This is a genomic window from Pseudomonas sp. NFACC14, from assembly GCF_900106885.1.
Lineage (GTDB): Bacteria > Pseudomonadota > Gammaproteobacteria > Pseudomonadales > Pseudomonadaceae > Aquipseudomonas > Aquipseudomonas fluorescens_AA.
In genome coordinates, this window is record NZ_FNOA01000003.1 from 155,700 (window position 1) to 167,843 (window position 12,144).

Genomic DNA, 12,144 nt, shown 5'->3' on the forward strand with positions numbered 1-12,144 from the left:
CCTCGATCCCAACCCATGACCTACAGCGTCTCTCCCATCGGCTTCGTCCGCTCCTGCTTCAAGGAGAAGTTCGCCATCCCCCGCCAACCGCAACTGGCTCCGGCCGCACGCGGTGTGCTGGAGCTGGTGGCGCCGTTCGACCAGGGCGAGGCGGTGCAAGGCCTGGAGCAGGTCAGCCATGTCTGGCTGCTGTTCCTGTTCCACCAGGCCCTGGAGGACAAGCCACGCTTGAAAGTGCGACCGCCACGCCTGGGCGGCAACAAGTCCATGGGCGTGTTCGCCACCCGCGCCACCCATCGCCCCAACGGCATTGGCCAGTCGGTCGTGAAGCTGGAACGGGTCGAAGCCGGGCGCCTGTGGCTCTCGGGTATCGATTTGCTGGACGGCACGCCGGTGCTCGACATCAAGCCCTACGTGCCCTACGCCGACATCATCGGCTCGGCATCGAACAGCATCGCCAGTGCGGCGCCTGAGCTGATCTCCGTGCAATGGGCGGACACTGCCCTGCTACAAGCCCAGGACCATGCCATACGTCTGCAGGAACCCTTGGTGGAGCTGATCGAACAATGCCTGGCCCAAGACCCACGCCCGGCGTACCAGATTCCCACAGCCGAACGGGAATATGGCGCGCAGTTCTGGGATGTGGACGTTCGCTGGCATTACCCGCAACCGGGGATGATCCGGGTATTGGAAGTCGTTCCTGCCGTTCAATAAAACCCGGAAACGAAAAAGCCCGCATGGCCTTCTTCAGGCGGCGCGGGCTTTTTTACGTTCTGTCAGTTGGACCGAGTCGCGGCCATCGCGAGCAGGCTCGCTCCCACATTCGATCCGCAGTGAGCACGAGATTTGTGTTCACACAGATTCCATTGTGGGAGCGAGCCTGCTCGCGATGGCGGTCTATAGGCCACCGCAGATGCCGAGGCCTACTTCTCTACAAACGCCCGCTCGATCAGGTAGTCACCCGGCTCGCGCATACGCGGCGAAACGGTCAGGCCGAAGCTGTTGAGCACTTCACTGGTCTCGTCGAGCATGCTCGGGCTGCCGCACAGCATGGCGCGGTCGTCCTGCGGGTTGATCGGTGGCAGGCCGATGTCGCGGAACAGCTTGCCGCTGCGCATCAGGTCGGTCAGGCGGCCTTCGTTCTCGAACGGCTCGCGCGTCACGGTCGGGTAGTAGATCAGCTTGTCACGCAGGGCTTCGCCGAAGAACTCGTTCTGCGGCAAGTGCTCGGTGATGAATTCGCGGTACGCGACTTCATTGACGTAACGCACGCCGTGGCACAGGATCACTTTTTCGAAACGCTCATAGGTTTCCGGGTCCTGGATGACGCTCATGAACGGCGCCAGGCCGGTGCCGGTGCTGAGCAGGTACAAATGCTTGCCCGGCTTGAGATCGTCCAGCACCAGGGTGCCGGTGGGTTTCTTGCTGATGATGATCTCGTCGCCTTCCTTCAGGTGCTGCAGCTGGGAAGTCAGCGGACCATCGGGCACCTTGATGCTGAAGAATTCGAGATGCTCTTCCCAGTTCGGGCTGGCAATCGAGTAAGCGCGCATAAGCGGGCGGCCGTTGGGCTGTTGCAGGCCGATCATCACGAACTGACCGTTCTCGAAGCGCAGGCCCGGATCGCGGGTGCACTTGAAGCTGAACAGAGTGTCGTTCCAGTGATGAACACTGAGGACACGCTCGTGGTTCATGTTGCTCATGTACGGGGACTCCTGGGAATGATGCCTGCGCCGATAACCTGCGCAATTGCATCGCATTCTAATGGCGGCGACAATATCTGTTAAATGGATTATTAAGATAAGGGTTATCGGTTATATCGATATGCGATTTACTCTACGTCAACTTCAAGTCTTCGTCGCCGTCGCCCAGCAGGAAAGCGTGTCTCGCGCTGCGGGCCAGCTCAACCTGTCGCAGTCGGCGGCCAGCACCTCCATCACCGAACTGGAGCGGCAATCGAGCTGCCAGCTGTTCGACCGCGCCGGCAAACGCCTGAGCCTCAATGCCCTGGGCAAACAGCTGCTGCCCCAGGCAGTGGCGCTGCTGGACCAGGCCAAGGAGATCGAAGACCTGCTCAATGGCAAGTCCGGTTTCGGCTCACTGGCGGTCGGCGCGACGCTGACCATCGGCAATTACCTGGCGACCTTGTTGATCGGCGGGTTCATGCAGCGCCATCCGGAAAGCCAGGTGAAGCTGCACGTGCAGAACACTGCCAATATCGTGCACCAGGTTGCCCACTATGAAATTGATCTGGGTCTAATCGAAGGCGACTGCAGCCATCCGGACATCGAAGTGCAAAGCTGGGTCGAGGACGAACTGGTGGTGTTCTGCGCCCCTCAACACCCGCTGGCCGAGCGCGGCCAGGCGACCATGGAGGAATTGACCCGTGAAGCCTGGATTCTGCGGGAACAGGGTTCGGGCACGCGACTGACTTTCGACCAGGCCATGCGCCACCACCGCAGCGCGTTGAACATCCGCCTGGAGTTGGAACACACCGAAGCGATCAAGCGCGCCGTTGAATCCGGCCTGGGCATAGGCTGCATCTCACGCCTGGCCCTGCGCGACGCCTTCCGCCGCGGCAGCCTCGTCGCGGTGGAAACACCGGACATGGACCTGGCGCGGCAGTTCTATTTCATCTGGCACAAACAGAAGTACCAGACCTCCGCCATGCGCGAATTTCTCGAATTGTGCCGGGCGTTCACCGCCGGGGCCCAGCGCAGCGACGAAATCGTGCTGCCGGCCATTGCCTGAGCCGTTACAGCAGGATCAGGCCCCACACCAATGCGATCATCGTCAGGGCGACGAACTGGGCAGCGCTGCCCATGTCCTTGGCGTTTTTCGACAACGGGTGCAGCTCCAGGGAGATGCGGTCGATGGCCGCCTCCACCGCCGAGTTGAGCAATTCCACGATCAATGCCAGCAGGCACACGGCAATCAGCAGCGCCTGTTCGACACGGCTGACGTTCAGGAAGAAGGACAACGGAATCAGTACGACGTTGAGCAACACCAACTGACGGAACGCCGCTTCGCCGACAAAAGCCGCGCGCAGCCCGTCCAAGGAATAGCCGGAGGCGTTGAGGATGCGTTTCAGGCCGGTCTGGCCTTTAAAAGGTGACATAGAGTGGGCAACTGATCGAAAAGGAGTGGAGAAACTAATTCAAACCCGGTCAAAAAAGCGTGAAGCGGCGCTTTAAGCCTGCGGCGAAATTGACTCAAGTTGTTGCAGCAGCAAGGCCGCCTGGGTCCGGGTCCGTACGTTCAGTTTACGGAATATCGCTGTGACGTGGGCCTTGATAGTGGCCTCCGACACGTTCAGCTCATAAGCAATCTGCTTGTTCAGCAGGCCTTCGCAGACCATGGTCAACACTCGAAACTGCTGCGGCGTGAGGCTGGCCAGGCCCGCGCTGGCGGCCTTGGCCTCTTCGGACACGCTCACGGCTTCAAACGCCTGGGGCGGCCAGCAGACATCGCCGTCCAGGACCGCCTTCACGGCCTTTTGAATCATTTCAAGGGAGCTGGACTTGGGGATGAAGCCACTGGCGCCGAACTCCCGGGCCTTGACCATCACTGACGCTTCTTCCTGGGCCGAGACCATCACCACGGGGATCTGCGGGTATTGGCCGCGCAACAGCACCAGCCCTGAAAAACCATAGGCACCGGGCATGTTCAGATCCAGCAGCACCAGGTCCCAATCGGACTTCGCCGTCAACTGGACCTCCAGTTCCGCGATACTGGCCACCTCCGTCAATCGGACATCCGGGCCGAGGCCCAGGGTCACTGCCTGATGCAACGCGCTGCGAAAGAGCGGGTGATCATCGGCAATCAGGATTTCGTATGTGGCCATTTTTCAAATGATCCTGTTTTTTTATGGCAGGCTCGATGCATTCGCGCCTCGCCAAGACAACTCAAGACACCACCCTGCGGCGCCATCCACAGGGGCACGTGCAGCGCCAGACATGACGTTTCAAACACGGCGGCGACCTGGTCGGCGCCAAGCATGCCCAGCGAAGCCGGGGTGGTCAAGCAGCACGGCCGCCCCTGAGTCCAGTATGGGCCACTATTGAGCCAATACCGTGTGCGGTGTACGAATGAAGGGTTGCAACTCGGCATGGGCCGGGGTCGATACGTTGACCTGCTGCTGACCCTTGGCGCCCAGGTAATGCTGGCTGAACACATCGAAATAGGCATCCAGGGCCGACGCGGCGTCGCTGTCCCCCGCCAACTCCAGACACAACGCCGCCACTTCCGCAGTGCACAGGTGCTCGCTGCGGGTCGAACGACGCAAACGGTAGCGCGACAGTTTGTCGGGCAGCAGGCTCAGGATCGGCAGCCGGTCGAAATACGGGCTCTTGCGGAAAATCTTCCGCGCCTCCGTCCAGGTCGCGTCCAGCAGAATGAACAACGGGCGCCTGGATTGATCGAGGTCCACCGTGTGGGTGACCCGCGATGGCTCGACGTATTCACCCGGAAACACCAGGTACGGCTGCCATTGCGGATCGTTCAGCAACGCCAGCAGTTGCTCATCGATCTCCGTGCGCGACCAGATGAACGCATGGTTGTCGCGCACCACATCGGCGATCAGCCAACCGGTGTTGCTCGGTTTGAACACTTCCTTGTTGGTCATGATCAGGCAGACCCCGGAACGGGTTTCGACGCTCGGACGCCAGGCGCACAGGCAATGGCTCTCGATCACCCGGCAGGCGCTGCACCGGGGCGCGCGCCAGCCTCGGGCCTGGATCGGCTTGATCCCTTCATCGATGCGCTGATCGCGCAGGCGGGCTACGGCGTTAGGGGCGTGATTCATCGCGGGCGACGCCGGCAGACAGGAAAACTCGACACGAACAACACTCGGCAGGGCAATAAAGGCCGGCAGTCTACCAGAGCGCACGAGCCTGTACCGTCCACCCAGGCTCACCTATAATCCCCGGCCACTGAACGCACAGTCATGTGATCGGTCGAACCACCAGTCACTGAACCAGGAGAGTTTCATGCTGCGCCTTATCGTCCCTACCGTTGCCGTTCTGCTGGCGACGTCCTTCAGCGCTCAGGCTGCGTCGCTGAAAGAACTCGAACTGAACAAGATGCTGCAGAACGTTGCCAAGGAAAGTAGCGTCGGTACGCCACGGGCGATCAACGAAGACATTCTCGACCAGGGGTATACCGTCGAAGGCACCGAGCTGATCAACCACCTCAGCGTGCAAAGCAGCCATGCCCAGAAAATGCGCGCAGACCCCAAGGCCGTGTATTTCCAGTTGGGTTCCACGGTGTGCACCAATCCGGGCTTTCGCAAGTTGATGGCCAAGGGCGCGACAATGCGCTACGAATTCACCGAGGTTAAGACCAACCGCCCGGTCGCGACCGAGCGCTTCCAGGAATCGGATTGCCCGAAACCTGCCAAGACGAAGAAGTAATCAACCCGAGCTTGCGCGCCGCTGCTCATCGTCGGCGCGCAGTTCCGCCACCAGCGCCTGAAGGTAGCGCGAGCGCCATGCCCGCCCTCCCAGTCGACGACAGCATTCCTCCTCAAGACTCACTCGATTGGCCTGCGCCGATTCCAACAGCATCAAGTACAACTGCCTGTCGAGCTCCAGAGTCACCCTGGTCATCTCTCCCGCCTCCATGCCCGATCCGCTTCAATCCATCACGTAGCACCAGCCCTGAGCGCCAAATTGCATTGCCACGCTTGTTATCAGTAAATCAGAGCGGCACGCACCCGGCCGGCAATCTGACGAGCGGCGCTATAGGGCGGTGCACTTATCCAGCGGTTGCCAACGGTCACTTTTGAGCGCCATGATCAGGACAGCAAAGATCGGCTAGATTCAGAAGTGTTCTGACTATTTGCATCGGGCAGAAAGAGGCTGCCCGGCCAACACCTTGGCGTGCTTGTTTTTATCAAAAGGGAAAAACAGAACCCGCTGGATGGCTTGGTCGCCTTGCTGCAGACCGCATCAAGCCAGGTCAACTTCCAGGCCGCTGCCTGGGCTGACGACGACACACGAAGTGTCGTGGCCCTGATGAATCTCTCATCCGGGCCAGGGTCCTGTTAAGAAGGAGAAGTTGAATGCCTTATAAACCGAATGACCTGCTCAGTCGTCATTTTGAGAACCTCGGCCACGACCTTACCCGCAAGGTCGAAGAACAACTCAACCTGGTGTCTCCCAACAGCCCCAACCTCCCCATTTACCGTGACATGATCCTGACTGTGCTACGCATGGCACAGGAAGATCACAACCGCTGGAATGCCAAGATCACGCTGCAGACCCTGAGGGAATTGGAGCACGCCTTCCGTACGCTCGAACAATTCAAGGGTCGACGCAAAGTCACGGTTTTCGGCTCGGCCCGAACGCCTATCGAACATCCACTGTACGGCCTGGCCCGAGAATTGGGCGCTTCGCTGGCCCGCTCGGACATGATGGTCATCACCGGTGCCGGCGGTGGCATCATGGCCGCTGCCCATGAAGGCGCGGGGCGTGATCATAGCCTGGGCTTCAATATCACCCTGCCTTTCGAACAGCACGCGAACCCGACCGTTGAAGGCACGTCGAACCTGCTGCCATTCCACTTCTTCTTCACCCGCAAGCTGTTTTTCGTCAAGGAGGCCGATGCACTGGTGCTCTGCCCTGGCGGTTTCGGCACGCTAGACGAGGCGCTGGAAGTCCTGACGCTGGTCCAGACCGGCAAAAGCCCACTGGTACCGGTGGTCCTGCTGGATGTTCCCGGGGGCAGGTTCTGGCAAAGCGCCCTGGACTTTATCCACGAACAGCTGGAAGAAAATCGCTACATCCTGCCCACCGACATGAAGCTCATGCGCCTGGTGTACAACGCCGAAGAGGCCGTGGAAGAGATCAATCAGTTCTACCGCAACTTCCACTCCAGTCGCTGGCTCAAGCATCAGTTCGTGATCCGCATGAATCACAAGCTAAGCGAACAGGCACTGCAGCGGATGCAGGTAGATTTCGCCGACCTGTGCCTGAACGATTGTTTTCATCAACATGACTACAGCGGTGAAGAGCACGACGAGGCCCGGTTCAGTCACCTGACACGTCTGACGTTCACCTTCAACGCCCGTAATCATGGTCGCTTGAGGGAGTTGGTGGACTACATCAACCTGCCGGAAAACTGGGCCCAACCCGCCCAAAAGACCCATCCCCTTACCTGGGAGCCGATCAAGGTAACCTGAGCCCATAAAAAACGGCCCGCTATCGAAATAGCGGGCCGTTTTTTAATTAATCATCCATGCCGCGACCGCTGAACAAGCGGTTGATCATTTCCATGGAGTAGCCTCGGTACGCCAGGAAACGCCCTTGCTTGGCTCGCTCTCGTGCATCGATAGGCAAATGCCCTGAGAACTTGCGACGCCAGGTGTCCGTCAGTTGCTCCTGCCAATCGATACCGCTTTCGCGCAAGGCGAGTTCGATATCCGGGCGTTGCAAACCGCGCTGGCCCAGCTCCTCACGAATGCGCAAAGGACCATAGCCGGATCGGGCGCGATAAGCGACGAAGCTTTCCAGGTAACGGGACTCCGACAGCAGGCCCTCTTCAGTCAAACGGTCGAGAGCCGTGTCGATCAACTCATCGGGCGCGCCGCGCTGACGCAGTTTACGCGTCAGCTCGACCCGACCGTGCTCGCGCCTGGCGAGCAGGTCCATCGCGGCTCGCCGCACCGCGACGAGGGTATCGAGTACGGCGGTCATCGGATCGATCAGATGTCAGCGTCAGCCAGATCGTCAGCAGTCTCGCGATTAGCCACGGACTTGACGTCTGCAACCGGGCTCAACAGTTTGTCACGCAGTTGCTTCTCGAGGGCAGCGGCAACTTCCGGGTTATCCGCCAGGAACTTGGCCGAGTTGGCCTTGCCCTGACCGATCTTGGTGCCGTTGTAGGCATACCAGGCGCCCGACTTCTCGACAAAACCGTGCAACACACCCAGGTCGATCATCTCGCCATTGAGGTAGATGCCCTTGCCGTAAAGAATCTGGAACTCGGCCTGACGGAACGGCGAAGCCACCTTGTTCTTCACGACCTTGACGCGGGTTTCGCTGCCGACAACCTCATCACCTTCTTTCACCGCGCCAGTACGGCGGATGTCGAGGCGAACCGAGGCGTAGAACTTCAGTGCGTTACCACCGGTGGTGGTTTCCGGGCTGCCGAACATCACGCCGATCTTCATACGGATCTGGTTGATGAAGATCACCAGGCAGTTGGCGTTCTTGATGTTACCGGTGATCTTGCGCAGGGCCTGGGACATCAGGCGAGCCTGGAGGCCCACGTGCATGTCGCCCATTTCACCTTCGATTTCAGCCTTTGGCACCAGTGCCGCCACGGAGTCGACGATGATCACGTCGACCGCGTTGGAACGCACCAGCATGTCGGTGATTTCCAGGGCCTGCTCGCCGGTGTCCGGCTGGGAAACCAGCAGGTCGTCGACGTTGACGCCCAGTTTTCCGGCATATTCCGGGTCCAGGGCGTGTTCGGCGTCGACGAAGGCGCAGGTCGCGCCGGCTTTTTGGGCCTGGGCGATCACGGACAGGGTCAGTGTGGTTTTACCGGACGACTCAGGACCGTAGATTTCAACGATTCGGCCTTTTGGCAGACCGCCGATGCCAAGCGCAATGTCCAGGCCCAGGGAGCCGGTGGAGATGGAAGGAATAGCCTGACGGTCCTGATCGCCCATACGCATTACGGCACCCTTGCCGAATTGACGTTCGATCTGACCCAAGGCCGCAGCCAAGGCTTTCTTCTTGTTGTCGTCCATTAAAGTCCTCACGTAATCAATAAGGCCTGACGGCCAACACCTGTATAAGTAGCCAGTATTATTCCACAGCGATCGAGGATCGCCTACCCCTGATTTGAGATTTCTACAGCGGCATGTTGCAGCAGCCCCTCTAGCGCGGCCTTCACCGTTTGTCGGCGGACCTCGTCGCGGTTGCCTGAAAAGAAGCGCTGCTCGCTGATCAGCGTCTGGCCAACGGCCCAGGCGAGCCATACGGTGCCCACCGGTTTGCTCGGCGAACCCCCGTCCGGCCCGGCCACCCCGCTGACCGCCACGGCAAAACGCGCCAGGCTTTTGCGCTGGGCGCCCTGTGCCATGGCCTCGACCACTTCGCGGCTGACCGCCCCGACCTTCTCGAACAACTGGGCTGGCACCTCCAGTTGCTGGCTCTTCTGGCGGTTGGAATAGGTGACATAACCGGCCTCGAACCAGGCGGAGCTCCCGGGAATCCGGGTAATCGCCTCGGCAATCCCCCCGCCCGTACAGGACTCGGCCGTGGTGACGTGGGCATTGAGCAACTGCAGGCGTCTGCCCAATTCAGCGGCCAGTTCGGTAATGTCGTCCATGGTGCTCTCCTGATTCCACGCGATTGAGGCCTACCGTACACGAGCAGTCGACGCTTGCAAGGCTCGCCGGATTACCGACCAGCGCTCTGATATAGGCCTGACAGGCCTGCAAGGCAATCAGTCCGCGATCACCGGCGTCGGTGATGGCGATAATTCGTTGAGCATGCGCCGGGTCAAGTCGGGCGCGTGGGGCGCCATGATCCAGGCCGCCGGCGCCGGTGGCGGCAGGCACTGCACAACCGGCGGCAACATCGTTGGCGTCGAGGAGGACTGACAGCCGGACATCGGCAGTAGCAAGGCGATCGCGCAAGCGATCCTGGTCACGTTGGGCATCGCTCAAGGCTCGGTAATGGGTTTGTTCACTGGCGGACAGCTGCCGCTCCAGGGCCAGGCGCCTGTCGGCTTCATGCTGCTGCGAAGCGGCCGTTGCGAGGGTCAATCGATTCAGGGTCTCGGCCTGTAGCCTGGCTTGCTCCGCCAAGGTGTTGCCATAGCGCCAGTCCTGGACTTTCCACGCCACACCAGCGGCCGCCAGCGAAAGCGCCAGCCCGACCGCCGGAGCGAGCCGTAGCAGGAGCGGGCTCATTCGAGCACCTTCAGCGCTTGTGCATACAGTGCTCGACGATCTGCCGCGCCATTCTGGCCACCATTGATCCGCTGGGTAATCTTGTCGAAGTGCCCTGCATCAGCCAGGGCATTGAGCCCATTGATCGACCAGAACCAGGCCGCCGAATGTGCAGCCCACTGGGGTTGCTCCAGCAGCTCGGGGGTCTTGACCAGATCCAGGCCCAGCGCTTCACCACAGGCCTGGTAATTGGCCCGGCCGGTAATCTGGATCAAACCCCGGCCGCGGTACTTCAGGCCATCGCCATCTGCCTCGGGCGTATTACCCAGGCGCAGGGCCAGCGGGCCGGTGTCATATTTCGCCAGGTAGGCGGCGTTGCCCAACTCTCGTACATAACGCAACTGCCCTGACTCATGACCAACCTGGGCGAGGAACGCGGCGACACGCTTGGGACCGACGATCTGGCGACAGCCCATGGCTGCATTGAGGACAGGTGTAAAAATGCCGGCATTCGCGCCGGCATTGGGGAGGATACGCAGCAGTTGTGCTGGCGTGATGGGCATGGCGTTCTCCTTGACGCGTTTGACGAACATCGTCGAAAAATCCAATCTTGGCGATGGCGATGTTGAACCGGCACTGTATTCAGAGCGAAACTGCACGAAGCTGCGCTGAACAAAAAGCAATGATTTCAGTCGATTAGCAGATCGTAACCGCCAGAAACACCTTGAGATATCGAGGAAAATCTGGAAACCTCCCAGCATCCAACCCTACCCTTCAACGGCAAGGCCACGTACTCGAATAGTCACCGCACAAACGATGATCTGAACAAGGAAAGACAGATGAGCAAGGAAATTTCAGATAGATCGTGTAGCAAGGATCCTCCCGCCTCCCTGCCAAGGCGAATCTCACCTGGTGAATTGAGAAACACAAAAAGCGGGCCGGTCTTTATTATCGCCTCAGGCAATTCGGCGAAGCGTTTCCCCATCCATGAGTTTGCAGACATCCCGATGATCACCATGAATGGCGCCATATCGATGTTCGCCGACACCGATATAAAACCGTTCTTCTATGTCTGCTCCGATAATGACTTTCCCCGTCAGCAACCCGAGCTGTTTGCCAAGGCCATGGGGCTCAGCGAAAACGTTGCCTTATGGGAAGACCAATTCGAAGTCATTGAAACCCAGCCACGCGGACGCACCCTGAGCCTGAAGAAAGCCCCGAGGGCCTCCTTCATGGCGACGTTATTTGACAGAGAGGAGTCGTTCGTCCGGAAAACATCTTTCCTGAGCAAGCGCAGCAAAGACATCGGCTTCAGCAAAAACATCGCCGCCGGCTGCTTCGATGCGCGAACCGTCATGTACCTGGCCCTGCAGATCGCCTACCACCTGGGGTTCAACAAGGTGTTCCTCGTAGGCTTCGACTTGAACCAGGCCGCAGGCCGATTCTATGAAACGGCCCAAGGCAAACGTTCCCCCTGCGGCCTGGACCAGCACTATCACACCCGAATCCTGCCGTCCTTGAAGCTGATGGCGGACGCCGTCATCGACGAACGCTTCCAGGTCTACAACTTATCCGCCACCTCCCGGGTTCCCACGCACATCATCCAGAAAGTCAGCGTCGATGATGCGAAGCGACTGCTTGCGTCCAGATAAAAAAGGCGCCGTTGATACGGCGGGTAATAGTGTTGATGATCGCGGTCGGCCAGTTCGTTCAAGCCGTTCTGCTCCCAGGCGTCGTGCACGATGTTGATGAGTTACTGCTGCGTAAGGTCCATGTTCAGGTCATCGCAAGTGCATGATCAAAGATGTCCGAGCAGCCAGGACGGCGCAACCGGACGATATGCAGTGGCTGGAAAGCGCTCATCCTGCGGCCAATCCCTCAGAGCCCGGCGATAAGCCTGAAGCTGCGTGTACTGTGTTTGATCCAGCGTCGTACCGCCGCCGTCATCCATTTCGTCGCGATCTCTCGCTATGAGGCGGTCGGTTGCTGTGAGCAATGCATCACGCCAATTCTTTTCACTGGTCATTCGTACCGTGAGTTCATTAACGGATATATCCGAGAGCACCGGGCGACCTTTATCGTCGGACTCGATACATTTGTTCAGAAAGGGGGCGGCAAATAACGTTCTATATTCTTCATCGCTGATCTTGATCGCGTCTTCAGGAAGATTGTCAGCGTGATCTATAGAGTTGTAGAACCCACCCGTGGATTGAGCGTAATAAATCAACATATTCACCTCC

General features: G+C 59.4%; 15 protein-coding genes and 1 pseudogene. 5 read left to right on the plus strand and 11 right to left on the minus strand.

All coding sequences use genetic code 11. The annotated features are described in order from the left end of the window. Positions 1–15: 15 nt before the first annotated feature. The gene (gene tsaA, locus BLU85_RS07290) at positions 16–714 is read left to right on the plus strand and encodes a tRNA (N6-threonylcarbamoyladenosine(37)-N6)-methyltransferase TrmO (protein ID WP_092205019.1); all 699 of its coding nucleotides are present in this window, start codon (positions 16–18) and stop codon (positions 712–714) included. A 209-nt stretch (positions 715–923) separates the two neighbouring features. Here tsaA and fpr read toward each other — a convergent pair whose 3' ends face one another. Continuing rightward, positions 924–1,703 carry a ferredoxin-NADP reductase gene (gene fpr / locus BLU85_RS07295; RefSeq protein ID WP_003184787.1) on the minus strand — a complete coding sequence of 260 codons (780 nt, stop codon included), beginning with the start codon at positions 1,701–1,703 and terminating at the stop codon, positions 924–926. A gap of 121 nt (positions 1,704–1,824) precedes the next feature. On the opposite strand from fpr, the gene BLU85_RS07300 reads away from it, so the two are divergent. Continuing rightward, on the plus strand, positions 1,825–2,751 hold the full coding sequence (locus tag BLU85_RS07300) for a LysR family transcriptional regulator (RefSeq protein WP_170847663.1): 927 nt from the start codon (positions 1,825–1,827) through the stop codon (positions 2,749–2,751). A gap of 4 nt (positions 2,752–2,755) precedes the next feature. Here BLU85_RS07300 and BLU85_RS07305 read toward each other — a convergent pair whose 3' ends face one another. The 3 genes from BLU85_RS07305 to BLU85_RS07315 all read right to left on the minus strand — a co-directional run bounded on the left by BLU85_RS07305 (position 2,756) and on the right by BLU85_RS07315 (position 4,804). After that, complete coding sequence (locus tag BLU85_RS07305) at positions 2,756–3,118, minus strand: diacylglycerol kinase (RefSeq protein ID WP_053118952.1); 363 nt, start codon at positions 3,116–3,118, stop codon at positions 2,756–2,758. 72 nt (positions 3,119–3,190) lie between these two features. Continuing rightward, the gene (gene erdR / locus BLU85_RS07310; RefSeq protein WP_092205021.1) at positions 3,191–3,844 is read right to left on the minus strand and encodes a response regulator transcription factor ErdR; all 654 of its coding nucleotides are present in this window, start codon (positions 3,842–3,844) and stop codon (positions 3,191–3,193) included. A 213-nt stretch (positions 3,845–4,057) separates the two neighbouring features. Continuing rightward, positions 4,058–4,804, minus strand: a complete 747-nt coding sequence (locus tag BLU85_RS07315) for a tRNA-uridine aminocarboxypropyltransferase (RefSeq protein WP_092205022.1) — start codon at positions 4,802–4,804, stop codon at positions 4,058–4,060. 184 nt (positions 4,805–4,988) lie between these two features. Here BLU85_RS07315 and BLU85_RS07320 point away from each other — a divergent pair, with 184 nt between their 5' ends. Further along, a complete protein-coding gene (locus BLU85_RS07320; protein ID WP_003198359.1) occupies positions 4,989–5,411 on the plus strand; it encodes a quorum-sensing-regulated virulence factor family protein in 423 nt (140 codons plus the stop codon). On the opposite strand, the gene BLU85_RS07325 is transcribed toward BLU85_RS07320, so the two are convergent. Beyond that, positions 5,412–5,606, minus strand: coding sequence for a hypothetical protein (locus tag BLU85_RS07325; RefSeq protein WP_003198357.1), 195 nt, complete (start codon positions 5,604–5,606; stop codon positions 5,412–5,414). A gap of 455 nt (positions 5,607–6,061) precedes the next feature. On the opposite strand from BLU85_RS07325, the gene BLU85_RS07330 reads away from it, so the two are divergent. Next, positions 6,062–7,180 (plus strand): LOG family protein, encoded by a 1,119-nt coding sequence (locus BLU85_RS07330; protein ID WP_092205023.1) that lies wholly within the window; start codon positions 6,062–6,064, stop codon positions 7,178–7,180. A 46-nt stretch (positions 7,181–7,226) separates the two neighbouring features. On the opposite strand, the gene recX is transcribed toward BLU85_RS07330, so the two are convergent. From recX to BLU85_RS07355, 5 genes and pseudogenes are all read right to left on the minus strand, one after another. Further along, positions 7,227–7,694: a recombination regulator RecX gene (recX, locus tag BLU85_RS07335; RefSeq protein WP_092205024.1), complete on the minus strand. Its 468-nt coding sequence runs from the start codon at positions 7,692–7,694 to the stop codon at positions 7,227–7,229. Between the two features lie 8 nt (positions 7,695–7,702). Continuing rightward, positions 7,703–8,755: a recombinase RecA gene (gene recA, locus BLU85_RS07340; protein ID WP_003198351.1), complete on the minus strand. Its 1,053-nt coding sequence runs from the start codon at positions 8,753–8,755 to the stop codon at positions 7,703–7,705. A gap of 83 nt (positions 8,756–8,838) precedes the next feature. Beyond that, on the minus strand, positions 8,839–9,339 hold the full coding sequence (locus BLU85_RS07345) for a CinA family protein (protein WP_092205025.1): 501 nt from the start codon (positions 9,337–9,339) through the stop codon (positions 8,839–8,841). Positions 9,340–9,418: 79 nt separating this feature from the next. Then, positions 9,419–9,925: pseudogene (locus BLU85_RS07350) on the minus strand (lysis system i-spanin subunit Rz); the annotation flags it as partial. Further along, entirely contained in the window at positions 9,922–10,467 is a 546-nt protein-coding gene (locus BLU85_RS07355) for a glycoside hydrolase family 19 protein (RefSeq protein WP_092205057.1), read from the minus strand. The gene BLU85_RS07355 and the pseudogene BLU85_RS07350, both read right to left, overlap by 4 nt. Before the next feature lie 276 nt (positions 10,468–10,743). Between BLU85_RS07355 and BLU85_RS07360 the strand changes: the two genes are divergently transcribed. Further along, entirely contained in the window at positions 10,744–11,556 is an 813-nt protein-coding gene (locus BLU85_RS07360; protein WP_256572900.1) for a lipopolysaccharide biosynthesis protein, read from the plus strand. 146 nt (positions 11,557–11,702) lie between these two features. Here the strand turns inward: BLU85_RS07360 and BLU85_RS07365 are convergent, their stop codons facing one another. Next, positions 11,703–12,134 (minus strand): phage tail assembly chaperone, encoded by a 432-nt coding sequence (locus tag BLU85_RS07365; RefSeq protein WP_092205027.1) that lies wholly within the window; start codon positions 12,132–12,134, stop codon positions 11,703–11,705. Positions 12,135–12,144 lie beyond the last annotated feature (10 nt).